The 19,834-nt window shown below is 57.7% G+C and carries 28 protein-coding genes, 2 tRNA genes and 1 pseudogene; 20 read left to right on the forward strand and 11 right to left on the reverse strand.

The features are described from left to right. Positions 1-105: 105 nt before the first annotated feature. Complete coding sequence (locus QFW87_RS15280) at positions 106-1,125, forward strand: DNA-binding protein (protein ID WP_283188146.1); 1,020 nt, start codon at positions 106-108, stop codon at positions 1,123-1,125. On the opposite strand, the gene gorA is transcribed toward QFW87_RS15280, so the two are convergent. Both gorA and galU read right to left on the reverse strand, forming a co-directional pair. After that, positions 1,122-2,480: a glutathione-disulfide reductase gene (gorA, locus tag QFW87_RS15285; protein ID WP_283188147.1), complete on the reverse strand. Its 1,359-nt coding sequence runs from the start codon at positions 2,478-2,480 to the stop codon at positions 1,122-1,124. The genes QFW87_RS15280 and gorA overlap by 4 nt on opposite strands. A 132-nt stretch (positions 2,481-2,612) precedes the next feature. Then, the gene (gene galU, locus QFW87_RS15290; protein WP_056739849.1) at positions 2,613-3,452 is read right to left on the reverse strand and encodes a UTP--glucose-1-phosphate uridylyltransferase GalU; all 840 of its coding nucleotides are present in this window, start codon (positions 3,450-3,452) and stop codon (positions 2,613-2,615) included. A 266-nt stretch (positions 3,453-3,718) separates the two neighbouring features. On the opposite strand from galU, the gene QFW87_RS15295 reads away from it, so the two are divergent. Further along, entirely contained in the window at positions 3,719-3,910 is a 192-nt protein-coding gene (locus tag QFW87_RS15295; RefSeq protein ID WP_283188148.1) for a hypothetical protein, read from the forward strand. A gap of 139 nt (positions 3,911-4,049) precedes the next feature. Then, the gene (locus QFW87_RS15300; protein WP_283184158.1) at positions 4,050-4,331 is read left to right on the forward strand and encodes a hypothetical protein; all 282 of its coding nucleotides are present in this window, start codon (positions 4,050-4,052) and stop codon (positions 4,329-4,331) included. A gap of 10 nt (positions 4,332-4,341) precedes the next feature. Here QFW87_RS15300 and QFW87_RS15305 read toward each other — a convergent pair whose 3' ends face one another. Together QFW87_RS15305 and QFW87_RS15310 are read right to left on the reverse strand one after the other, a co-directional pair. Then, positions 4,342-4,572: a hypothetical protein gene (locus QFW87_RS15305; RefSeq protein ID WP_283184157.1), complete on the reverse strand. Its 231-nt coding sequence runs from the start codon at positions 4,570-4,572 to the stop codon at positions 4,342-4,344. A gap of 72 nt (positions 4,573-4,644) precedes the next feature. Next, positions 4,645-5,001: a hypothetical protein gene (locus QFW87_RS15310; RefSeq protein ID WP_283184156.1), complete on the reverse strand. Its 357-nt coding sequence runs from the start codon at positions 4,999-5,001 to the stop codon at positions 4,645-4,647. A 212-nt stretch (positions 5,002-5,213) separates the two neighbouring features. On the opposite strand from QFW87_RS15310, the gene QFW87_RS15315 reads away from it, so the two are divergent. From QFW87_RS15315 to ada, 6 genes are all read left to right on the forward strand, one after another. After that, complete coding sequence (locus tag QFW87_RS15315) at positions 5,214-5,516, forward strand: DUF1883 domain-containing protein (RefSeq protein WP_283184155.1); 303 nt, start codon at positions 5,214-5,216, stop codon at positions 5,514-5,516. 29 nt (positions 5,517-5,545) lie between these two features. Then, positions 5,546-5,722 (forward strand): hypothetical protein, encoded by a 177-nt coding sequence (locus QFW87_RS15320; RefSeq protein WP_283184154.1) that lies wholly within the window; start codon positions 5,546-5,548, stop codon positions 5,720-5,722. 126 nt (positions 5,723-5,848) lie between these two features. Continuing rightward, positions 5,849-6,355, forward strand: coding sequence for a methylated-DNA--[protein]-cysteine S-methyltransferase (locus QFW87_RS15325; protein WP_283188149.1), 507 nt, complete (start codon positions 5,849-5,851; stop codon positions 6,353-6,355). Next, entirely contained in the window at positions 6,352-7,056 is a 705-nt protein-coding gene (locus QFW87_RS15330; RefSeq protein ID WP_283188150.1) for a 2OG-Fe(II) oxygenase, read from the forward strand. The genes QFW87_RS15325 and QFW87_RS15330 overlap by 4 nt, the downstream gene beginning before the upstream one ends. 4 nt (positions 7,057-7,060) lie before the next feature. Next, positions 7,061-7,726: a DNA oxidative demethylase AlkB gene (alkB, locus tag QFW87_RS15335; RefSeq protein ID WP_283188151.1), complete on the forward strand. Its 666-nt coding sequence runs from the start codon at positions 7,061-7,063 to the stop codon at positions 7,724-7,726. An 85-nt stretch (positions 7,727-7,811) separates the two neighbouring features. Further along, positions 7,812-8,885, forward strand: a complete 1,074-nt coding sequence (ada, locus tag QFW87_RS15340) for a bifunctional DNA-binding transcriptional regulator/O6-methylguanine-DNA methyltransferase Ada (RefSeq protein WP_283188152.1) — start codon at positions 7,812-7,814, stop codon at positions 8,883-8,885. Here ada and QFW87_RS15345 read toward each other — a convergent pair. Both QFW87_RS15345 and QFW87_RS15350 read right to left on the reverse strand, forming a co-directional pair. Next, positions 8,849-9,337, reverse strand: coding sequence for a GyrI-like domain-containing protein (locus QFW87_RS15345; RefSeq protein WP_283188153.1), 489 nt, complete (start codon positions 9,335-9,337; stop codon positions 8,849-8,851). The genes ada and QFW87_RS15345 overlap by 37 nt on opposite strands. Positions 9,338-9,389: 52 nt before the next feature. Then, positions 9,390-10,373 carry an MDR family oxidoreductase gene (locus tag QFW87_RS15350; RefSeq protein ID WP_283188154.1) on the reverse strand — a complete coding sequence of 328 codons (984 nt, stop codon included), beginning with the start codon at positions 10,371-10,373 and terminating at the stop codon, positions 9,390-9,392. A gap of 189 nt (positions 10,374-10,562) precedes the next feature. Between QFW87_RS15350 and QFW87_RS15355 the strand changes: the two genes are divergently transcribed. The 8 genes from QFW87_RS15355 to QFW87_RS15390 all read left to right on the forward strand — a co-directional run bounded on the left by QFW87_RS15355 (position 10,563) and on the right by QFW87_RS15390 (position 16,783). Further along, a complete protein-coding gene (locus tag QFW87_RS15355; protein ID WP_283188155.1) occupies positions 10,563-11,627 on the forward strand; it encodes a nitronate monooxygenase in 1,065 nt (354 codons plus the stop codon). Positions 11,628-11,890: 263 nt separating this feature from the next. Beyond that, a complete protein-coding gene (modA, locus tag QFW87_RS15360; protein ID WP_283188156.1) occupies positions 11,891-12,658 on the forward strand; it encodes a molybdate ABC transporter substrate-binding protein in 768 nt (255 codons plus the stop codon). Further along, entirely contained in the window at positions 12,659-13,339 is a 681-nt protein-coding gene (modB, locus tag QFW87_RS15365; RefSeq protein ID WP_283184146.1) for a molybdate ABC transporter permease subunit, read from the forward strand. A gap of 3 nt (positions 13,340-13,342) precedes the next feature. Beyond that, entirely contained in the window at positions 13,343-14,422 is a 1,080-nt protein-coding gene (gene modC / locus QFW87_RS15370) for a molybdenum ABC transporter ATP-binding protein (protein WP_283188157.1), read from the forward strand. A gap of 75 nt (positions 14,423-14,497) precedes the next feature. Beyond that, positions 14,498-15,538 carry a DNA topoisomerase IB gene (locus tag QFW87_RS15375; protein ID WP_283188158.1) on the forward strand — a complete coding sequence of 347 codons (1,041 nt, stop codon included), beginning with the start codon at positions 14,498-14,500 and terminating at the stop codon, positions 15,536-15,538. A gap of 72 nt (positions 15,539-15,610) precedes the next feature. After that, the gene (locus QFW87_RS15380) at positions 15,611-15,832 is read left to right on the forward strand and encodes a hypothetical protein (RefSeq protein ID WP_046047413.1); all 222 of its coding nucleotides are present in this window, start codon (positions 15,611-15,613) and stop codon (positions 15,830-15,832) included. A 126-nt stretch (positions 15,833-15,958) separates the two neighbouring features. After that, a complete protein-coding gene (locus tag QFW87_RS15385) occupies positions 15,959-16,189 on the forward strand; it encodes a hypothetical protein (RefSeq protein ID WP_007946177.1) in 231 nt (76 codons plus the stop codon). Positions 16,190-16,498: 309 nt separating this feature from the next. Next, on the forward strand, positions 16,499-16,783 hold the full coding sequence (locus QFW87_RS15390; RefSeq protein ID WP_046047412.1) for a hypothetical protein: 285 nt from the start codon (positions 16,499-16,501) through the stop codon (positions 16,781-16,783). On the opposite strand, the gene QFW87_RS15395 is transcribed toward QFW87_RS15390, so the two are convergent. Continuing rightward, positions 16,780-17,466 (reverse strand): TetR/AcrR family transcriptional regulator, encoded by a 687-nt coding sequence (locus tag QFW87_RS15395; RefSeq protein ID WP_283188159.1) that lies wholly within the window; start codon positions 17,464-17,466, stop codon positions 16,780-16,782. The two genes, QFW87_RS15390 and QFW87_RS15395, sit on opposite strands and share 4 nt — an antisense overlap. Positions 17,467-17,473: 7 nt before the next feature. Here QFW87_RS15395 and QFW87_RS15400 point away from each other — a divergent pair. Then, positions 17,474-17,644: pseudogene (locus tag QFW87_RS15400) on the forward strand (NmrA family transcriptional regulator); the annotation flags it as partial. Between the two features lie 163 nt (positions 17,645-17,807). Beyond that, positions 17,808-18,017 carry a hypothetical protein gene (locus tag QFW87_RS15405; RefSeq protein WP_283184141.1) on the forward strand — a complete coding sequence of 70 codons (210 nt, stop codon included), beginning with the start codon at positions 17,808-17,810 and terminating at the stop codon, positions 18,015-18,017. Positions 18,018-18,121: 104 nt separating this feature from the next. Here QFW87_RS15405 and QFW87_RS15410 read toward each other — a convergent pair whose 3' ends face one another. The 4 genes from QFW87_RS15410 to QFW87_RS15425 all read right to left on the reverse strand — a co-directional run bounded on the left by QFW87_RS15410 (position 18,122) and on the right by QFW87_RS15425 (position 19,200). Then, a complete protein-coding gene (locus QFW87_RS15410; protein WP_283184140.1) occupies positions 18,122-18,337 on the reverse strand; it encodes a hypothetical protein in 216 nt (71 codons plus the stop codon). A gap of 82 nt (positions 18,338-18,419) precedes the next feature. Continuing rightward, positions 18,420-18,506: transfer RNA gene (locus tag QFW87_RS15415), tRNA-Leu, on the reverse strand. A gap of 195 nt (positions 18,507-18,701) precedes the next feature. After that, positions 18,702-18,775: transfer RNA gene (locus QFW87_RS15420), tRNA-Cys, on the reverse strand. 203 nt (positions 18,776-18,978) lie between these two features. Further along, on the reverse strand, positions 18,979-19,200 hold the full coding sequence (locus QFW87_RS15425) for a DUF3079 domain-containing protein (protein ID WP_283184111.1): 222 nt from the start codon (positions 19,198-19,200) through the stop codon (positions 18,979-18,981). 205 nt (positions 19,201-19,405) lie between these two features. Here QFW87_RS15425 and QFW87_RS15430 point away from each other — a divergent pair, with 205 nt between their 5' ends. Next, entirely contained in the window at positions 19,406-19,753 is a 348-nt protein-coding gene (locus tag QFW87_RS15430; RefSeq protein ID WP_283184110.1) for a hypothetical protein, read from the forward strand. The last annotated feature ends 81 nt before the right edge of the window (positions 19,754-19,834 follow it).

Raw genomic sequence — 19,834 nt, forward strand, 5'->3', positions numbered from 1 at the left:
CAGTATATCCCGTATGAATACCTATCGTATTTTAAGTTTTTCGTTAGCGTGGTACATTGTGTACTTAAGTGGCATGTACCACAGTACGAAATCGTAGGAGAACTCATGGCTCGTGGCGGTGTAAACAAAGCAGTGGTCCAGGCAGCACGCTTGGCAATTTTGGCTCGCGGCGAAAACCCAAGCATTGATGCGGTACGGATCGAAATGGGCAACACGGGCTCGAAAACCACTATCCACCGCTATTTGAAGGAGTTGGATGGCGGCAGCGAGCGCGTCGAAACGCCTTCTGAGCCCATTGATGATGAGCTGGCAGGCTTAGTCTCACGCTTGGCGCAACGCCTCAAGGAACAGGCGCAAGAATCCATCGATCAGGCCCGCGAGCAGTTCGATCAGCAAAAAAAACAGTTGGGTACGCAACTGCATGAAGCCCAGCAGGCCAATACGCAATTGCAGCAGCAATACGAGATTCAAAGCCTGGCCCTGACTCAAGAGTCCGAGGCCCTGCTAGAAACCCGCGCCATGCTGCAGACCGAGCAAACCCGCAACGCCGGACTTAACCAGGCATTGGCCGATTTCGAATTACGCCTGCAAGACAAGGACGAGCAGATTCGCTCCCTAGAAGAGAAACACCTGCATGCTCGCGACGCACTGGAACATTATCGCAACGCTGTCAAAGAACAGCGTGAGCAGGAACAACGTCGCCACGAAGGCCAGGTGCAGCAGATTCAGATGGAGTTGCGTCAGGCGCAGCAAAGCGCATTGGTACGCCAGGATGAGATCACGCAACTGCATCGCGACAACGAGCGTTTGTTGACGGAGAACCGTGGCACCCTGAGAGAGTTAAGCCTGCTACAGGATCAACTCAAGCAAACCAACGCTCGACAGGATCAGTTGCTGGAACAGGTCAACCGCATCGACAGCGAACGCACCCTCCTCCAGGAACGCTTGCGTGCTGCCCTGCTGGAAAGTCATTCGCTGAAGCAGAGCGTCGACGAGCAGTCGCAGATAAATAATGCGCTGGAAATTGAGTTGCTCAAGACTCAGGCGAGTCTGGATGAGAGCGTGCGCCTGGCGGCCGTCATTGCGACAGCGCCAGATGCCTCAGAACCCCAAAAGGACGATTAACCCGCGACCGGCGTACGCATGGTGACGAACTCTTCGGCGGCAGTTGGGTGCACGCCGATGGTTTCATCGAAATCGCGCTTGGTGGCACCCGCTTTCAAGGCGATCGCCAAGCCCTGCACAATTTCCCCAGCCTCCGGACCGACCATGTGACAGCCCAGAACCTTGTCGGTCTTGGCGTCCACCACCAACTTCATCAAGGTGCGTTCCTGGCATTCGGTCAGGGTCAGTTTCATTGGACGGAAGCGGCTTTCGAAGATCACCACATCGTGACCGGCCTCCCGGGCCTCTTCCTCGGTGAAACCGACCGTACCGATGTTCGGCAAGCTAAATACCGCGGTCGGGATCATCTTGTAATCGACCGGGCGATACTGCTCAGGCTTGAACAAACGTCGCGCCACGGCCATGCCTTCCGCCAACGCCACCGGCGTCAGCTGAACCCGACCGATCACATCGCCAAGCGCCAGGATCGACGGTTCAGCCGTCTGATACTGCTCGTCGACCTCGACGAAACCTTTCTTGTCGAGTTTGACCCCGGTGTTTTCCAGCCCAAGATTGTCGAGCATCGGACGGCGACCGGTGGCGTAGAACACACAATCCGCCTCCAGCTCACGGCCGTCCTTGAGGGTCACCTTCAGACTGCCATCGGACTGCTTGTCGATACGCTCGATGTCGGCGTTGAATTGCAGGTCCAGACCGCGCTTGGTCAGCTCTTCCTGCAGGTGTTTGCGCACGGCACCGTCGAAGCCGCGCAGAAACAGCTCACCGCGATAAAGCAACGTGGTCTCGGCGCCCAGACCGTGGAAGATCCCGGCGAATTCGACGGCGATGTAACCACCGCCTACCACCAGAACGCGCTTGGGCAGTTTTTTGAGGAAGAACGCCTGGTTGGAACTGATCGCGTGCTCGTGCCCCGGAATTTCCGGAATCTGTGGCCATCCACCCGTAGCAATCAGGATGTTTTTGGCGGTGTAGCGCTCGCCATTGATCTCGACCTGGTGCGGATCAACGATTTTGGCGTGGCCTTCATGCAAGGTCACACCACTATTAACCAGCAGATTGCGATAGATGCCGTTCAGGCGATTGATCTCGCGATCCTTGTTGGCGATAAGCGTCGCCCAATCGAACTTCGCTTCGCCCGGCGTCCAGCCAAAACCCGAAGACTGCTCGAAGTCTTCGGCGAAGTGTGCGCCGTAGACCAGCAGCTTCTTCGGCACACAGCCGACGTTCACACAAGTGCCGCCCAGATAGCGGCTCTCGGCCACAGCCACTTTCGCGCCAAAACCGGCAGCAAAACGCGCAGCCCGCACACCGCCGGAACCGGCGCCAATCACATAAAGGTCAAAATCGTAGGCCATTTTTTCAATCTCCTCGGCAGTCCACAAGCATACCCGCAGACATCCGTTGGGCAAGCGCTGCAAACGATATGGGGACGGAAAATGAAAAAGCCACCCGAAGGTGGCTTTTCAATACAAGTGGGTCAGAGGCTATCAGTAAGCCTTGCCAGTCTTGTAGAAGTTCTCGAAGCAGAAGTTGGTGGCCTCGATGTAGCCTTCAGCGCCACCGCAGTCAAAACGCTGGCCCTTGAACTTGTAGGCAATTACGCAACCGTTTTTCGCCTGCTTCATCAGGGCGTCGGTGATCTGAATCTCGCCGCCTTTTCCTGGCTCGGTTTGTTTGATCAGCTCGAAAATATCCGGCGTCAGGATGTAACGACCGATGATCGCCAGGTTCGACGGTGCGTCTTCCGGGGCTGGTTTTTCGACCATGTTGCGAACGCGGTACAAATCATCAGCGATCAGCTCGCCGGCGATCACGCCGTACTTGTTGGTTTCCTGCGGATCCACTTCCTGGATCGCAACGATGGTGCAGCGATACTGCTCGTACAGCTTGACCATCTGGGTCAGGACGCCGTCGCCTTCGAGGTTGACGCACAAGTCGTCCGCCAGCACTACCGCGAACGGTTCGTCGCCGATTAGCGGGCGTCCAGTCAGAATGGCGTGGCCCAGGCCTTTCATTTCGGTCTGACGGGTGTAGGAGAACGAGCACTCGTCCAACAGTTTGCGGATGCCGACCAGGTATTTTTCCTTGTCGGTACCTTTGATCTGGTTTTCCAGCTCGTAGCTGATGTCGAAGTGATCTTCCAGAGCGCGTTTGCCGCGACCGGTGACGATGGAGATTTCGGTCAACCCAGCGTCCAGTGCTTCTTCGACGCCGTACTGGATCAGTGGCTTGTTTACCACCGGCAGCATTTCTTTGGGCATGGCTTTAGTCGCTGGCAGGAAGCGAGTACCGTAACCGGCTGCTGGGAACAAGCATTTCTTGATCATAAAAGTCCTTGATAGGGCTGTGTGTACGAGTTTCGGCGCAGTCTAATCAGGCGGCGTGCACCTTACAATGCCCCGCGCTGGCTAACCGATGCCATCATAGAGAAATATTCTCGCGGATAGTTCCCGAGATAGCTCCGCAGCCTTTATAGATAGCACAGACCATCAGATCTGCACGGCCACGGATTGCACAACCCTACACCATCAGCACCCGTCGAGTGCATTTGGCGCTATCATTGCGCGATTGAACCAGTCAACGAGGCAGATAGATGTCGGAAGCAAAAAGTGTCAACGGGTTCCTGATCAATCAGGCGAAAGACGGCCAGTGGTGGATATTCAACTTCGGCGGCGGCGAGGAGATCGCCGGTCCTTTCCCGACCGAAGCGAAGGCGATTGAAGTGGCATCCGTATTGGAGCTCGAACACCCAGAACCGAAGCGCCGCGGCAAGGACAAGTCCTGATAAGCACCGGACGCGACCCAAGCCCTGCCTCGCGCAGGGTTTTTTTGTGATTGCCTGCAACCAAGTGGCCATTCGCTATAACCTTTTGATGCCTGCGCTGTCACAGGCTCAGCCCCTTCATCCTGACGACGACAACGACATGAATAAATTTTTGCCCCTGATCGCGGCACTGGCCCTGAGCGGCTGCGCCACTTCGGAAACGACTTACCTGAACAACGGCGAGCAAGGCCTGGCCATCGACTGTTCCGGGGAAGCCAATTCCTGGGCGACCTGCTACGAAAAAGCCGATGCCTCTTGCGCCGGCACCGGCTATCGAATCGTCGGTACCGACGGAACACCTTCGACCAAGGAAAGCGACAAGACCCTGGGTGTCGACGTCGGCAACTACAAGAACCGCAGCGTCGTGGTGGCCTGCAAGTAAGACCCCTGCCCTACATGTGAATTTCGGCGAACTTGATCCCGAGACCGCGCACCGTCTCGATCAAATCATCGAGGCTACTGAAGGATTCGACTTCATCGTTTTCATCCACCAGAAAATAACTACGCCCGGCGCTTTTCTTGAAAAACACGATCCATTCGCCCGAATTCGCCGGATTCTGAATCACGTGGGTGGCAGAGATGTGACCCTCTGCATGGCACTCCCGTACCTGCTCTCGCTTCATGCTCGACTCCAGAAATGACAACGCCGCCAAAGCGCTGCTTTGGCGGCATCGGTACTGACGGGCGACAGTCTATCAGCCGGAAATGCACGCCGTAGCGGCATTGCGTACATCCATGGGGCGCAACGGCACATTGGAAATGCGCTCATGCAGCTTGATGCTGCTGCCAGTGGAGCGGTCTTCGATATCAAATACCGCGGCCGGCCCCGAGGAGAACTTTTGCGGCACGATGACTCGCATTCCGTCCTTGTGTGGCTCGACTTGCAGGGCTCCCCGGCTGCTGGCCAGCTTTTCGGTCAGGCATTGCGCGTATTCATGAGGCTTCTTGCCTGAAATCACGCTCATGGTCGGCAGAGACTCATTGATCTCCGAGACACTCGCACAACCACTCATCGCTATCGCCATAGGCAGGAACATCACCCCCCACTTCATACAACACCTCCGATAAAGACACTCCGACAGTACAAATGCTGTTTTTCTCCGAGGCTTGCTGCGTTTATCGCTCATAGAATTCCGTATAACTGTTTTTAATTGTCAAAGCAGACCTCGACGACCGGATAATAACCCGTTCGGGCTGATAAACTGCGCCAATCGCACATGCTATCGTTTTGATTTTGTAGAAAAAGCCCTTCTGGAGGCGCCTCATGAAATTTATCCACCAGCGCGAGCACCTCAACGAAGACGACATCGTCGTCATTCAATGCTCCCAAACATGCAATATCCGCTTGATGAACGACGCCAATTTCCGCAGCTTCAAGAATGGCGGCCGCCACACTTACCATGGTGGAGCCTTCGACACTTTCCCAGCCCGGATTACTGCACCGAGCACCGGTTTCTGGAATATCACCATCGACACGGTCAACCGCCGGCCGATCAGCGTGACTCGCAATCCGACCCTGACTCACACCATCAAGATCATCCGCCGCTCCAGCACGAAACTGAGCTGAGTGACACCCAAACACCAAGACAAGCAGGTATGACAGTGGCCCAAACGACCAAGTACGTCATCAAATACAAACTTAATGGTGAGCGTCGCTTCGAATTTGCCCAGCTTGAAAACGGCACCGAAGAAGAAGCCAAGGCCGCGCTGGACGTCATTCATGGCCAGGGCGACGACGTCATCAGCGAGATAAGCGTCAGCAAAGCGTTGTAACGGGATCCGGAGCGACAACATGGACGTCTGCTCCTGCCTCTGGAATTCAACCGCAAGCGCCGGAGTGTTAACGAAGTCCCCGCTCCCTAGACTGGCCACCTCAACCTTCGGTTAAGGAGTCAGAACATGTCTACTTCCTCGATTCGCTTCATCAGCGGCACTTCCAGCCTGGGCATCTTGATGCTGGCGTTCAGCGCCGAAGGGCTGTGCGCGCTGCTGCTCGGTGATGACTTGGCAATGCTGGAGCGCGATCTTGCGCGACGCTTCCCCGGCCAACAAGCACCGCAGCGCGATGAAGGCTTGATGCCTGCGCTGGAGCACACCCTGCGCCACCTCGAAGACCCGCGCAGCACCCTGGATTTGCCGCTGGATCTGACGGGCAGCGTGTTTCAACGGCGAGTCTGGAATGCCCTGCGGCAAATACCGCTGGGTGAAACCGCCAGCTACCAGGACATCGCGCGACAACTGGGGCAACCCACGGCTTTTCGGGCGGTGGCCAATGCCTGCGGAGCGAACCCGTTGGCGGTTATCGTGCCGTGTCATCGAGTGCTGCGTCAGGATGGCAGCCTCGGCGGCTACCGTTGGGGGCTGGAGCGTAAACGGCAACTGCTGGATCGTGAGGCGCAACGATGAGCGAGCGCTCTCTCGATGGGCTGGACTGGGAAGCGCTGGAACAGCAACTCGATCAGGATGGCTGCGCGATCATCAGGTCGCTTTTAAGCCACGAGACGTGCGATGAAATCAGCGCTCTGTATGCCCGCCCCGAACCGTTTCGCTCGCAAGTGGTCATGGCTCGTCACGGCTTTGGCCGTGGCGAGTACAAATACTTCAAATACCCGTTGCCAGATGTCGTCACCCGTTTGCGCAGTACGCTCTATCCTCGATTGGTGCCGATAGCCAATCGCTGGTACGAGCGCATGGACCTGCCGACCCGTTTCCCTGAAACGCACGAAGCGTTCCTCGAACGCTGCCATGCCGCCGGTCAGGAACGCCCGACGCCGTTGTTGCTGCAATATGGACCGCAGGACTACAACTGCTTGCATCAAGACCTGTACGGCGAACACGTCTTCCCGCTGCAAATGGCGATTCTGCTGTCAGAGCCGGACGAAGACTTCACCGGTGGCGAGTTCGTGCTGACGGAACAGCGCCCGCGGATGCAGTCGCGCCCCCAGGTCATTGGTCTGAAGAAAGGTGACGCACTGATCTTTGCCGTCAACCAACGACCGGTCAAAGGCGTTCGTGGCTACTACCGAGTCACCCTGCGCCACGGCGTGAGTCGCCTGCACAGCGGAAAACGGCATACCCTTGGAATCATCTTTCACGACGCGTTATGACCCCATGAACCCGATCACCTTCGACTTGTTTGCCGACGCGGAACCGGAGCAGCAACCCAGGCTCGATCGGATCGGCGAACAGTCTTGCGTCCTCAGAGGCTTTGCCCTGCCCTGGCTGGATCAGTTGCTGCCCGCACTGGACGCAGTTCTGGCGGCGGCACCGTTTCGGCAGATGATCACGCCCGGGGGCTTTACCATGTCGGTCGCCTTGAGCAGTTGCGGCGCGCTGGGCTGGACCACCGACCGCAGTGGTTATCGTTATACCCGCCATGATCCGCTGACCGGTCAACCCTGGCCGAAAATGCCCGAGGTGTTTTTCGAACTGGCACAAGCGGCGGCGCGGGAAGCGGGGTTTGCGGATTTCATGCCCGATTCCTGCCTGATCAACCGCTATGTTCCCGGGGCCAAGATGTCGTTGCATCAGGACAAAGATGAAGTTTCCTACGCAGCGCCCATTGTTTCAGTGTCCCTGGGATTGCCGGCGATGTTCCTGTTCGGCGGTTTCGAACGCAGCGATAAAAGCCAACGGGTGCCGCTGCTCCATGGCGACATCGTGGTCTGGGGTGGCGTGGATCGTTTGCGTTATCACGGGGTCTTGCCGATCAAGGATGGCCAACACCCGCGACTGGGCGAACAACGGATCAACTTCACCTTTCGTACCGCCGGATGAAGCCTTCGAATTCGACCGCAAGACCCGGGGTGCAACGGCCCCATCGTCTGGTTAATCTGAATCAAACAGGTCAGGACATGAAGCCATGACAAGCCATTCGACAAAGATTGCCACCGAGAACGATCCTCGATGGGCCGCCGTCGTCGCGCGTGATCCCCGGGCAGACGGACAGTTTGTGTATGCGGTGAAAACCACCGGCATTTACTGCCGCCCCAGCAGCCTGGCGCGTTTGCCGAAACCGCAGAACGTCGAGTTCTTCGACACGGCCGAGCAGGCCCAGGCAGCGGGTTATCGCCCAAGCAAACGAGCCGCGAAGGATCAAAGCGACGTCGCCGCGCAACATGCCGCGACGGTGGCCGCCGCTTGCCGCCAGATCGAAACCGCGGAGAATCTGCCTGTCCTGAGCGAACTGGCTGTTGCTGCGGGTCTCAGTAGCTTTCACTTCCATCGGGTGTTCAAAGCGGTGACCGGTCTGACGCCCAAGGGTTACGCTGCGGCCCATCGTTCACGCAGGGTCCGTGAGCGCCTCGCGGACGGAGACTCGGTGACCGACGCGCTGTATGACGCCGGTTTCAACTCCAACAGCCGTTTCTATGAAGCCGCCGATCAGCTATTGGGCATGAAACCCGGTGATTACCGCGCCGCCGGTCAGAACAACGACATTCGTTTTGCCGTCGGCCAGTGTTCCCTGGGGGCGATTCTGGTGGCGCAGAGTGAACGGGGTGTTTGCGCGATCCTGTTGGGCGATGACCCGCACCAACTGGTCTGCGATCTGCAGGACAAGTTTCGACGGGCGAATCTGATTGGCGCCGATCACACGTTCGAGCAACTGATCGCCAAGGTTGTTGGTTTTATCGAAGCGCCGGCCCTGGGCCTGGACTTGCCGCTGGATGTTCGCGGCACCGCTTTTCAAGAACGGGTGTGGCAAGCCCTGCGGGAGATTCCCGCCGGTTGCACCGCCAGCTACGCCGATATCGCTCAACGAATCGGCGCGCCAAAAGCGATGCGCGCCGTGGCTCAAGCCTGCGGCGCGAACAACCTGGCGGTGGCGATTCCGTGCCACCGCGTGGTGCGCAGCGACGGCAACCTGTCGGGCTATCGCTGGGGTGTGGAGCGCAAGAGTCAGTTGCTTGAGCGCGAAAACCCGTCTGAGTCCTGAATGCCGATATAGACCGACACTGAATCCGGGCTGGTATAGACCTCGAAGTCTGTGGCGAACGTGCGGCAAATCTGCGGGTTGTCCTTAAAGTAGGCCCAGATCAGGCCCCACGTCTGAATGACGCTGTCTGGCATCGCCCCTTTGGCGCTGAACACCAGGTATTCGCCTCCCTCCACCTGAACCTGCGGAAAGTCCTCGGAGGGCGCGGTGACCGCCACCCCCGCGGTCACATCGAAGTGGCCCGAAGCGTCGGACTCGTAGTTGGAATAGACGCCATACACAAAAGAATCCGGTTGCTTGTGGGCGATCTTGTCGAAGATTTCCTCAACGAAGAATTGTTCCCACATAGGGCCGATGCGCGCAGTGTCTGCTTGCTGCTCTGCGGCATTGCAGGTGCGCACTTGCAGGCCCGAGACGCTAAAGGGCCGCACTTCACGCTGCTTTACATCCATGGTTGATAGTCCTTGTCTCTGTCGTTTGTCTGTTTGATTGGCGGTGAGACAGTCAACGATTGACGTCGACCACTACCCGCCCACGCAATTGACCGGCGAGCAATCGCGATGCAGCCTCGATCACTTCGCTCAAGCCGATTTCGTGGCTGATCAGCGGCAACAAGGTGAAATCCAGATCCTTGGCCAGCCGACTCCAGGCCAGTATCCGCTTGGCTTTGGGCTGAGTCACGCTGTTGATCCCGGCCAGGGTCACGCCGCGCAAAATGAACGGTGCGACTGAAGCCGGGAAATCCATGCCTTGCGCCAGGCCACACGCGGCGACAGTGCCGTTGGCCTTCGTGCTGGCACAGGCATTGGCCAACGTGTGGCTGCCGACCGAGTCGATGACCGCAGCCCAACGCTCCTTGGCCAAGGGTTTGCCCGGCTCGGATAGCGTGGCGCGGTCGATGATTTCGCTGGCGCCGAGTTGCTTGAGGTAATCGTGTTCGGAGGTGCGACCGGTAGACACGACCACCCGATAGCCGAGCTTGCTCAACAGTGCGATGGCGAAACTGCCTACACCGCCATTGGCGCCGGTGACCAACACTTCGCCCTGCTCGGGCGTCACACCATTATGTTCCAGCGCCAGGATGCTCAGCATCGCCGTGTAACCCGCCGTACCGATGGCCATCGCTTGCGCCGCGGTGAACGCCTTGGGTAGCGGAATCAACCAGTCGCCATTCAAGCGAACCTTCTGCGCCAGTCCGCCCCAATGTCCTTCGCCAACACCCCAGCCATTGAGTACGACCTGATCACCGACCTTGTAGTCCGGATGCCCACTGACTTCGACAGTACCTGCCAGATCGATCCCCGGCACCATCGGGAATTTTCGCACCACCGGGCTGCTGCCGGTGATCGCCAGGCCATCCTTGAAGTTCAGCGTGCTGTACGCAACACGCACTGTCACATCGCCCTCGGGCAGTTGATCGTCATTGATCTCTTGCAGTGTGGCCCGGTAACCGCTGTCGTCTTTGTCGATCAAAATGCCTCGGAACATTGCTGCCTCCAGATGGAATCACTTAGTTGTGACGCAGTTGAAATAACACATAGCAACATTTCACCGTACTCGACTTTAAGCCAAGAGTGGCCCACGACCTGAAAACTCGACTGGCCTTGCATCAGTCATTGCTGATACAAAAACGGACCTACCGTCCCTGCCCTGTTATGACGTCGGAGAACCCTTCAAATGAGCAAATGGCCAGACACCCGCATTCTTGACCTGCTTGGCATTGAGCTGCCGATCATCCAGGCGCCCATGGCCGGCGCGACCCATTCGGCCATGGTTATCGCAGCCAGTAACGCTGGTGGCCTAGGCTCGATGCCGGCAGCCATGTTGAGCATCGATCAGTTGCGCGAGGAGCTGAAAACGATTCGTCAACACACTCAGCGCCCGATTAACGTCAACTACTTCTGCCATCAGTCACCCGTCGCCGATGAGCAACGCGCTCGAGACTGGAAGAATCTGCTGGAGCCCTATTACCGGGAGCTTGGCGTGGACTTCGACGCGCCAACGCCGGTGTCCAATCGAGCGCCGTTCGATAGCGCGGCCTGCGAAGTGATCGAAGAGTTTCGCCCCGAAGTCGTGAGTTTCCACTTCGGCCTGCCGGAAAAGTCCCTGCTGGACCGCGTGAAAGCCACTGGAGCGAAAGTGCTCTCCTCGGCCACCACGGTCGAAGAGGCCATTTGGCTCGAGCAGCACGGTTGTGACGCAATCATTGCCATGGGGTATGAAGCCGGTGGCCATCGGGGAATGTTTCTCAGTGATGACTTGAGCAGCCAAGTGGGGATCTTTGCGCTGGTGCCGCAGATCGTCGATGCGGTGAAAGTACCGGTGATTGCTGCCGGCGGGATTGCCGATGCACGAGGTGTCGCGGCAGCTTTCCTGTTGGGGGCTTCGGCGGTGCAAGTGGGCACGGCGTACTTGTTCACACCAGAGGCCAAGGTCAGCCCTTCTCATCACAAGGCGTTGCGCACCGCCAGGGAAAGTGAGACAGCCGTCACGAACGTTTTCACCGGACGCCCGGCGCGAGGAATTCTCAATCGGGTGATGCGCGAACTCGGGCCAATGAGCGCCAAAGCGCCGGCCTTCCCGCTGGCGGGTGGTGCGCTGATGCCGTTGCGGGCCAAGGGAGAAGCGGATTTCAGCAATCTCTGGGCGGGTCAGGCATTCACGCTGGGCGTTGAAATGACCACGGGTGAACTGACCCGACGCCTGGCTGAGGAAGGATTGGCCAAGTTAGTTCGTCGGTAACGCACGTCCGTGTAGCAACTGGCGCAGCCTGCGTTCGGCTGCGCAGCAGTCGTAAATCCAGCTGCCACGGTTAGCCTGAAAGACCGCGGTGTGTGGTTTCACGACCGCTTCGCGGCCGAACGCAGGCTGCGCCAGCTGCTATGGATCATGCGTGATCTCAACAACGCGCATCCAACACGTTCCGTTTGCAGGCATTTCGCTATATATTCCGCTATATAGCGTTTAACCCCCCTCGCTACACTTGCCTACAACGGAGCCGTTTCATGACCATTCGTGCCTCACGTTTTGCCCCCACCTGCCTGGCAACCCTGCTTGCAGTGTTCGCTTTCGGGTCCGCCCAGGCGGACGAAGTCCAGGTTGCCGTCGCCGCCAACTTCACTGCACCCATTCAGGCGATCGCCGCCGATTTCGAAAAAGACACCGGGCATAAACTGGTCACCTCCTTTGGTGCCACCGGCCAGTTCTATACCCAGATCAAGAACGGCGCACCGTTCGAAGTGTTCCTCTCGGCGGACGACACCACCCCGCAAAAACTTGAAACCGAAGGCGACACGGTCAAGGGCTCGCGCTTCACCTACGCCGTCGGCACCCTGGCGCTGTGGTCGGCGAAAGAAGGTTACGTCGATGCCAAGGGCAAAGTGCTGAGCGACAACCAGTATCAGCATCTGTCCATCGCCAACCCGAAAGCGGCGCCTTACGGTCTGGCCGCTACTCAGGTGCTGGCCAAGCGGGGCCTGACCGACAAGGTCAAAACCAAGATCGTTGAAGGCCAGAACATCACCCAGGCCTACCAGTTCGTCTCCACCGGCAACGCCGAACTTGGTTTTGTGGCCTTGTCGCAGATCTACAAAGACGGCAAAGTCACCGGCGGCTCGGCCTGGATCGTTCCGGCCGACATGCACGACCCGATCAAACAAGATGCGGTGATCCTCAACAAAGGCAAGGACAACCCGGCCGCCAAGGCGCTGGTTGACTACCTCAAAGGCCCAAAAGCCGCCGCAGTCATCAAATCCTACGGTTACCAACTCTAAATGACGCTATCGAGTGCCGACTTTTCCGCCATCTGGCTGACCCTGAAACTGGCGTCGCTGACGACGGTTATCCTGCTGGTCATCGGCACTCCGATTGCGTTATGGCTGTCGCGCACTCGCTCGTGGTTGCGCGGCCCGGTCGGGGCGATCGTCGCCTTGCCCCTGGTGCTGCCGCCGACAGTGATTGGCTTCTATCTGTTGCTGGCGCTCGGCCCTAACGGGTTTATCGGCCACTTCACCCAATCACTGGGGCTCGGCACACTCACTTTCAGTTTTGCAGGGCTGGTGATCGGCTCAGTGCTTTACTCGATGCCGTTCGTGGTCCAGCCACTGCAAAATGCTTTTTCCGCCATTGGCACTCGCCCATTGGAGGTGGCCGCGACCTTACGCGCCAATCCCTGGGACACGTTTTTCAGCGTGATCCTGCCGCTGGCCCGCCCCGGTTTCATCACCGCTGCCATTCTCGGTTTCGCCCACACCGTGGGTGAATTCGGCGTGGTACTGATGATCGGTGGCAATATTCCCGACAAGACCCGCGTGGTCTCGGTGCAGATCTACGATCACGTCGAAGCCATGGAATACGCCCAGGCCCATTGGCTGGCCGGGGCGATGCTGGTGTTCTCCTTTGTTGTGTTGCTGGCGCTCTACTCCAGCCGTAAAACCAAAGCGGGCTGGAGCTGATCGATGATTCATACGCGTCTGAAACTGAGGTATTCAGGGTTCGCCCTGGAGGTGGATCTGCAATTGCCCGGCCGCGGCGTCACTGCACTTTACGGTCATTCCGGTTCGGGCAAGACCACCTGCCTGCGTTGCATCGCCGGCCTGGAGAAGGCCGAGCAGGGTTTCATCCAGGTCAACGATGAAGTCTGGCAGGACAGCGACAAGAAGATTTTCGTACCGCCACACAAACGTGCGCTGGGTTACGTCTTCCAGGAAGCCAGCCTGTTTCCCCATCTGGCGGTGCTGGCCAACCTGGAGTTCGGCCTCAAGCGCATTCCTCGTCAACAGCGCCGGGTTGATATGGCTCACGCGACCGAACTGCTCGGGATCGGCCATCTGCTGGATCGTCATCCGCAGCACCTTTCCGGCGGAGAACGCCAACGAGTCGGCATCGCCCGCGCCTTGCTTACCAGCCCGAAACTGCTGCTGATGGACGAGCCGCTGGCGGCATTGGATAGTCAGCGCAAAAACGAAATTCTGCCTTACCTGCAACGACTGCACGATGAGCTGGACATCCCGGTGCTGTATGTCAGCCACTCACAGGATGAAGTCGCGCGACTGGCCGATCACATCGTCTTGCTGAGTGCAGGCAAGGCGCTGGCCAGCGGCGCTATTGGCGAAACGCTGGCCCGTCTCGACCTGCCCTTGGCGCTGGGCGACGACGCCGGCGTGGTAATCGAGGGGCACGTCAGTGCCTATGACCCCGACTATCAGTTGCTGACCCTGCAACTGCCGAACACGACCCTGAACATTCGGGTGGCTCACTCACCGATGACCCTGGGCCAGGCGCTGCGCTGCAAGGTTCAGGCGCGGGATGTCAGCCTGAGCCTGCAAAGCGTCGAGCACAGCAGCATCCTCAATCGCCTGCCGGTCACCGTGATCAGTGAAATGGGCGCGGACAACGCCGCCCACGTGCTGATCCGTCTGGACGCTGGCGGCACACCGCTGCTGGCGCGGATCACCCGCTACTCCCGGGACCAATTGGGCGTGCACCCCGGCCAACAACTCTGGGCACAGATCAAGGCGGTGGCGGTGCTGGCATAAATCCGCTGGCACGACTGCAACAGCGTGCGGTCAATGGCTGTAACGGCCCCTGATCCGTCGCCAAGGACTACCGCCATGCCCGATATCGCGCTGCCCGATGCGCTGCCATCCGACCTGCATTACGTCGATGACACCCAGCCCGGCATCACCCGCAAGAAACTGCGCGACAAGTTCTGCTACTTCGACCCTGCGGGTCAGCGCATCACCGATCAAGATGAGATCAAACGCATCAACGCCCTCGCCGTACCCCCGGCCTACACCGATGTGTGGATCTGCGCAGACCCGCGCGGCCATCTGCAAGCTACCGGTCGTGATGCCAGAGGTCGAAAGCAATACCGTTATCACCCACGCTGGCGAGAAGTGCGCGATGCCGACAAGTACTCACGCTTGCGGGACTTTGGGCTGGCGCTGCCGAAACTGCGCAAACAGCTTGAAGCACTGCTGGCGGCTCCCGGCTTCAGTCGCGACAAGGTCATGGCCACGGTCATCACCTTGCTCGATGCGACGCTGATCCGGGTCGGCAACACCCAGTACGCTCGGGACAACCGTTCCTACGGCCTGACCACCCTGCGCAACCGTCACGTCGAGGTCAACGGCAATGCGATCCTGTTCCAGTTCCGCGGCAAGAGCGGCGTAGAGCATCAAATCACCGTGAAAGACCGGCGCCTGGCGCGGATTATCAAACGCTGCCTGGAAATTCCCGGACAAAACCTGTTTCAGTACCTGGATGAAAACGGTGAGCGACATACCGTCAGTTCCTCCGACGTCAACGCCTACCTGCAAACACTCACCGGTGCCGACTTCACTGCCAAGGACTACCGCACCTGGGCCGGCAGCGCGTTGGCGTTGGCGGTTTTGCGGGACCTGCAGTGGGAGCCTGAGTCGGATGCAAAGCGCCATGTGGTGGAGATGGTCAAGAACGTCGCCAAACAACTGGGCAACACCCCGGCCGTCTGCCGCAAGTGCTACATCCACCCGGCGGTGCTCGATGGTTTTCTTTTGGGTGCGCTGGCTGAGCTGCCCAGACCGCGAGCTCGCAAAGGGCTCAGGGCAGAGGAAGTCGGGCTGGCGATGTTTTTGGAGATGAGGGTAACAATGGCTGAGGCGACGAACTGACCTGTCTATTTTTTGCACGATCGCAAATGGCTTCTATAGTTGTTGTGAACCTGAATTAGCTGCGGTGACGCCATGGAAGACATTTTCGTTGTGAAGCGTTGCAACAAGATCATCATCTATGGCCGCCGAGCCGGAGATACTAACCATCCACCACCCGATGCCGCCGTCTGGTATCGCATCGCCGATACTCGAACCCGTGGCTTCATCGGTGACGGTTTCGACCATGAAGAAGACGCCCGGCGTGAATGCCGGCAGCTGAATGCCAGGTCGCAAGTGACGGTCCGAGAAGGCTGATGCTACCTGCCTTTCACGGGTCTATACTGAAAAAAGCTGAAGGATTAGCGACCCCATCGGCAGACAGCTCGCTCCCCGCGGGCTTTTTGCTGCCAGTTACAGGTTTCTTGAACGGAGGTGTTTGCCATGTCCGAAAAAGAGTCCATCACCACTCTGCTCACCCTGCTCGACTCCCGTCAGGCTCGCCTGGCAGCGGCATGCAAGGAAATCGCCGACTGGGTCGATCATCAAGGCGGGCACCCGACGGCCCTCAGAATCCGTGATCGTCTGAACGACATCGAGAAGGACACGCCACTGATTCGCAATACGCTGTCGTCGCTCAAACCTGTCGACCCACCCCTGCCGCGGTTCAGATGATTCGATCTGGACATCCTCAAGGACACGGCCTGATTCAGGACGCATGAACGGCGACCTTATCGTCACCGGGTGCGTCCTTGCCTGAGCGCTTCCTGCTACATCCCCAACCCAGCCTGGCGCTGGGCTTTTTTATGGCTGCGCAGTCTGTTTCACACTGCGTTCACATCTCAGGCTCTAGATTGACCGGGCTCCTTTGAAGAATCCCCCTGGCCCGCCCGCATGCGGGCCTTTTTTTTGCCCATCACGCTGGTAACGAACGTCACCGTACGCTGGAGGTCAAACGATTACACGTCACGAAGGAGGCGTCTGATGGTTACTCACTTCAAAGTCGGCGGGCATCTGGCCTGCGGTCACAAAGGCAGCAAGCTCGTTTCAACCAGCGAACTTACCCGGGTGAAATGCAGAAGCTGCCGCAACACCGACGCGTTCAAGGATGCGCGCAAAGACCAGCGCAACGCTGCACGCCGCGCCGCACGCAAAGCCAAAGTTACGCATACAGCCAATGACTGGCGCGCGGCTTGGGTCGAACGGCTCACCGCCATGGAAGGACTGCAACGATTGCCTCGTGGTTTCACCGGTCAGCCTTTCGTTTAGCTGACAGCATCAGCGGCTGAATCGAACTCACTCGATCCGGCCGCTGGCGCCATGATTTCCAGCAACGACATGCGCTTGAAGGCTTCGACCAGACCACGCCCCTCCTCGGGTGTACATGAGATGGCCAGCCGCATGGTCGCCTCCCCCAGATGCCAGATCAGAAACGCAGATTCCCGAACCCGCAACGCATCGCTGTCGGGGAATACCCGAAGCATCGCGTCGGCCAACAACCCGCCCGAAATACGACTCTCCTGTAGTTCCAACTCCATGAGCTGTTTGTCTGCCTGCATCCCGAACCAGATATCACGCATCGCCGGTGTAGCAAAAACGATCTCGTAATACTGATCGAGCAGCGCCGAATAGGCTGCTTGCAAGCCTTGCGCGTCCTCGACTGCACCCAACGCCTCTTCGATACAGCGACGGCTTTCGGCGTTATAGCGCTCGGCCAGCATCCGAATCACCGAACTCTTGTCGGGAAAGTATTGATAAAGCGATCCGATCGATATCTCTGAACGCTCGGCAATTTCACTCATTTTTAATTGATCGCTGCCCTTGGTCGCGATCAGTTGAGTCGCAACGGCCAGAATTCGCTCCTGACGCTCTCGACTGCGTTGTTGTGTGGGGTTGCGCCGAGTCGGCTCTGAAACAAGGGGCTCGAGCACCTCAGGAATTTTCTTGGGCATGGGTGCACTTCCCGCACAACTGATCGACCTGGTGCTGTATCTCTTCACTACCGTGCTTGATGGCCGCAATACACCAGTTGCCAATGGCGTGCAGCGTGCGCTGGGTCGGCCGGCGCGGGACTTTTCCGACTATGTTCGGCGCACGGCTGCTTCTGGCGTCTGGGCAAATGAGGGATGAAATCGAAGCAGCGTGCGCTTTCGATTGGGGTAACGGGTGTGTGTTAGTTAGAAGCCCCTGGCACCCTGCCATTTTTTGGCGGCAAACAGATTTCTCGACTAGGGTTCTATCGAATCGAAATGGCGCCGGCTGCGTTGGCGGGCCTTGATCAAGGAGGAGACAGATGACACCTATTCGTATTGCTGAGAAAACCTATCGCACCTGGTCCAGCCCAATCTTGCTTGAACTCAAGGAGAGAGAGGACCAGCTAGACGCTGCAGCCCGCCAGGCCCTTCAAAATGTCTTGGTCGAGAGAAGGCTTGTCAATACCGGCAACCCTTCTGGCGAAGATCGACGCAGCGCCAATCCAGGGGCTAGCGGCCGGGATCAATAACTGCCGCGGGCTAAAAAACAGCAAGTCAGAAACAAAAAGGGTTTGCATCAGCTTTCGCTCGCAAACCCTTGGTTTCAGATGGCACCACAACGACAAACACCGGATCAATTCTTGGGGGAGGACTTGGACGAGCGATAAAAGAACCATAAACGATTGACCAGGATGAAGAGCACTACCGGGCCAGCCATAACCGCCAATCCTTCAAAAAAGCCTTCAACGATCCCGGAATTCTCAAGCCTTGTCCCGACCATGATGGACAAGAAGGTCACAACAACCAGCCAAATCGCAGCTTTACCCCGGATGACGAAAGAGTCTTTCATAGCGTTATCTCAAATCCTTTTGAATCACCAGAAACAAACAAGGGTTTGCATTAGCTTTCGCCCGCAAACCCTTGATTTTAAATGGTGCCCGAAGCCGGAATCGAACCGGCACGCCCTTACGAGCGGGGGATTTTAAGTCCCATGCGTCTACCAATTTCGCCATTCGGGCGGTAGCGCGGTGGAGCCGTCTGAAGACTGTCAAATAACGATCTGGCAGTTCTGACGCCTGTGCAGCAGAGGGGGAAATATATACATCCCGCTCCGGTGAAGCAAGTTCGCGACTGCCCTTTTCAAGACTAAATCTTGCAGGACAGTGAAAATAAAAAAGCTCCGTAAATCATAGATCTACGGAGCTCGTTTAAAGTGGAGGCCGAGGTCGGAATCGAACCGGCGTAGGTGGATTTGCAATCCACTGCATAACCATTTTGCTACTCGGCCTCAAACATCTGATGTCATGTAGCACAACATCAAACGCGTACAAACTTGGAGTAAGATTCGTGATCTAACTCCTTGAAAACATTGAGCTTTTTCAGCGGTCAGTGCTTTCGATGGCGTGAATTATGTACTGATTTCCCGAGGCTGGCAACCCCTTGATTTCAAAAAAAATTCCGTCAGGTGGTTTCTATGTTTAAAGGAGTTGCTCAGCCCTTCACGCCGGGATCGTCCGTCACGTCCTCTACCGCGATCAACGGTTCAATGCCCCAGTCGCCATGCAGATACCAATCGTCTCCGATCATTTCGGCTGGATGCATTGTCCTGTCGGAGCCATTGCCGCACGCCAGGGAATTGGCTGGACAGTATCTGTCGCAGCCCCAGCAAATGCGCTCGGGATGTTTGGGGCTGATGGGAAAATTCTTGGCCATGTCGATCCCCGGTTCGCCTCTAGGATGTACCTCCAACCTACATCGCTCGGGCAAAAATGCCCTTGATACGGATCAAGGACTGAAATCAAAAGCGCTCCCTCAATGGCAGTCTTGCGGCTAAGCTTTGTCCTGCCGGGAAATCGGCTACGTCATAGCGTTTTCCGGTCCTTGGGCAGCCACCTAAAAACACCTGGAGAAGCTTCTTATGCCTGGTAAAAAACCATCTACCGGAGACCAAAGCCCTGTCCGATTGTCGACTTGGGATGATGAAGGCGCGCAAAACTCACTCGATGCAGAAGCATTTTCCTCTCCCCCCGAATTGACCAATGCAGAACTGGTCCACCTTCGTGTCCGGGTGATTGCCCTGGAAAACCTGGTCATCGCGTTACTGACACAAGGCTCGGATCATCAGTTAGCCGTCGCTCGCGAAATGGCCGCCTACATTTCACCCAGACCCGGCTTCACCCAGCATCCTCTGACGATTCACGCGGCTGCGCAGATGAGCGACAGCGTCGACCGCGCCGAGCGGTTTCGAAAGCGTTCCCAGTCATAGGCTTAATCGCTGCAAACTTGATAACAATCATTATTACTCGCAAGAAAGCTTCCTACACTCGGGCTCCTACTCGTTAGTGCC

Source organism: Pseudomonas sp. PMCC200344, assembly GCF_030053095.1.
Classification (GTDB): domain Bacteria; phylum Pseudomonadota; class Gammaproteobacteria; order Pseudomonadales; family Pseudomonadaceae; genus Aquipseudomonas; species Aquipseudomonas svalbardensis.

What these genes read in the sequence shown, in the direction of transcription:
- QFW87_RS15380 (WP_046047413.1), top strand. Translation starts at nt 15,611, where the DNA reads ATGGAAGACATTTTCGTTGTGAAGCGTTGCAACAAGATCATCATCTAT.
- alkB (WP_283188151.1), top strand. Translation starts at nt 7,061, where the DNA reads ATGAACCCGATCACCTTCGACTTGTTTGCCGACGCGGAACCGGAGCAG.
- modC (WP_283188157.1), top strand. Translation starts at nt 13,343, where the DNA reads ATGATTCATACGCGTCTGAAACTGAGGTATTCAGGGTTCGCCCTGGAG.
- QFW87_RS15395 (WP_283188159.1), bottom strand. Translation starts at nt 17,466, where the DNA reads ATGCCCAAGAAAATTCCTGAGGTGCTCGAGCCCCTTGTTTCAGAGCCG.
- QFW87_RS15390 (WP_046047412.1), top strand. Translation starts at nt 16,499, where the DNA reads ATGGTTACTCACTTCAAAGTCGGCGGGCATCTGGCCTGCGGTCACAAA.
- QFW87_RS15280 (WP_283188146.1), top strand. Translation starts at nt 106, where the DNA reads ATGGCTCGTGGCGGTGTAAACAAAGCAGTGGTCCAGGCAGCACGCTTG.
- modA (WP_283188156.1), top strand. Translation starts at nt 11,891, where the DNA reads ATGACCATTCGTGCCTCACGTTTTGCCCCCACCTGCCTGGCAACCCTG.
- gorA (WP_283188147.1), bottom strand. Translation starts at nt 2,480, where the DNA reads ATGGCCTACGATTTTGACCTTTATGTGATTGGCGCCGGTTCCGGCGGT.
- ada (WP_283188152.1), top strand. Translation starts at nt 7,812, where the DNA reads ATGACAAGCCATTCGACAAAGATTGCCACCGAGAACGATCCTCGATGG.
- QFW87_RS15410 (WP_283184140.1), bottom strand. Translation starts at nt 18,337, where the DNA reads ATGAAAGACTCTTTCGTCATCCGGGGTAAAGCTGCGATTTGGCTGGTT.
- QFW87_RS15300 (WP_283184158.1), top strand. Translation starts at nt 4,050, where the DNA reads ATGAATAAATTTTTGCCCCTGATCGCGGCACTGGCCCTGAGCGGCTGC.
- QFW87_RS15330 (WP_283188150.1), top strand. Translation starts at nt 6,352, where the DNA reads ATGAGCGAGCGCTCTCTCGATGGGCTGGACTGGGAAGCGCTGGAACAG.
- modB (WP_283184146.1), top strand. Translation starts at nt 12,659, where the DNA reads ATGACGCTATCGAGTGCCGACTTTTCCGCCATCTGGCTGACCCTGAAA.
- QFW87_RS15385 (WP_007946177.1), top strand. Translation starts at nt 15,959, where the DNA reads ATGTCCGAAAAAGAGTCCATCACCACTCTGCTCACCCTGCTCGACTCC.
- QFW87_RS15355 (WP_283188155.1), top strand. Translation starts at nt 10,563, where the DNA reads ATGAGCAAATGGCCAGACACCCGCATTCTTGACCTGCTTGGCATTGAG.
- QFW87_RS15315 (WP_283184155.1), top strand. Translation starts at nt 5,214, where the DNA reads ATGAAATTTATCCACCAGCGCGAGCACCTCAACGAAGACGACATCGTC.
- QFW87_RS15325 (WP_283188149.1), top strand. Translation starts at nt 5,849, where the DNA reads ATGTCTACTTCCTCGATTCGCTTCATCAGCGGCACTTCCAGCCTGGGC.
- QFW87_RS15305 (WP_283184157.1), bottom strand. Translation starts at nt 4,572, where the DNA reads ATGAAGCGAGAGCAGGTACGGGAGTGCCATGCAGAGGGTCACATCTCT.
- QFW87_RS15375 (WP_283188158.1), top strand. Translation starts at nt 14,498, where the DNA reads ATGCCCGATATCGCGCTGCCCGATGCGCTGCCATCCGACCTGCATTAC.
- QFW87_RS15320 (WP_283184154.1), top strand. Translation starts at nt 5,546, where the DNA reads ATGACAGTGGCCCAAACGACCAAGTACGTCATCAAATACAAACTTAAT.
- galU (WP_056739849.1), bottom strand. Translation starts at nt 3,452, where the DNA reads ATGATCAAGAAATGCTTGTTCCCAGCAGCCGGTTACGGTACTCGCTTC.
- QFW87_RS15350 (WP_283188154.1), bottom strand. Translation starts at nt 10,373, where the DNA reads ATGTTCCGAGGCATTTTGATCGACAAAGACGACAGCGGTTACCGGGCC.
- QFW87_RS15430 (WP_283184110.1), top strand. Translation starts at nt 19,406, where the DNA reads ATGCCTGGTAAAAAACCATCTACCGGAGACCAAAGCCCTGTCCGATTG.
- QFW87_RS15345 (WP_283188153.1), bottom strand. Translation starts at nt 9,337, where the DNA reads ATGGATGTAAAGCAGCGTGAAGTGCGGCCCTTTAGCGTCTCGGGCCTG.
- QFW87_RS15425 (WP_283184111.1), bottom strand. Translation starts at nt 19,200, where the DNA reads ATGGCCAAGAATTTTCCCATCAGCCCCAAACATCCCGAGCGCATTTGC.
- QFW87_RS15295 (WP_283188148.1), top strand. Translation starts at nt 3,719, where the DNA reads ATGTCGGAAGCAAAAAGTGTCAACGGGTTCCTGATCAATCAGGCGAAA.
- QFW87_RS15405 (WP_283184141.1), top strand. Translation starts at nt 17,808, where the DNA reads ATGACACCTATTCGTATTGCTGAGAAAACCTATCGCACCTGGTCCAGC.
- QFW87_RS15310 (WP_283184156.1), bottom strand. Translation starts at nt 5,001, where the DNA reads ATGAAGTGGGGGGTGATGTTCCTGCCTATGGCGATAGCGATGAGTGGT.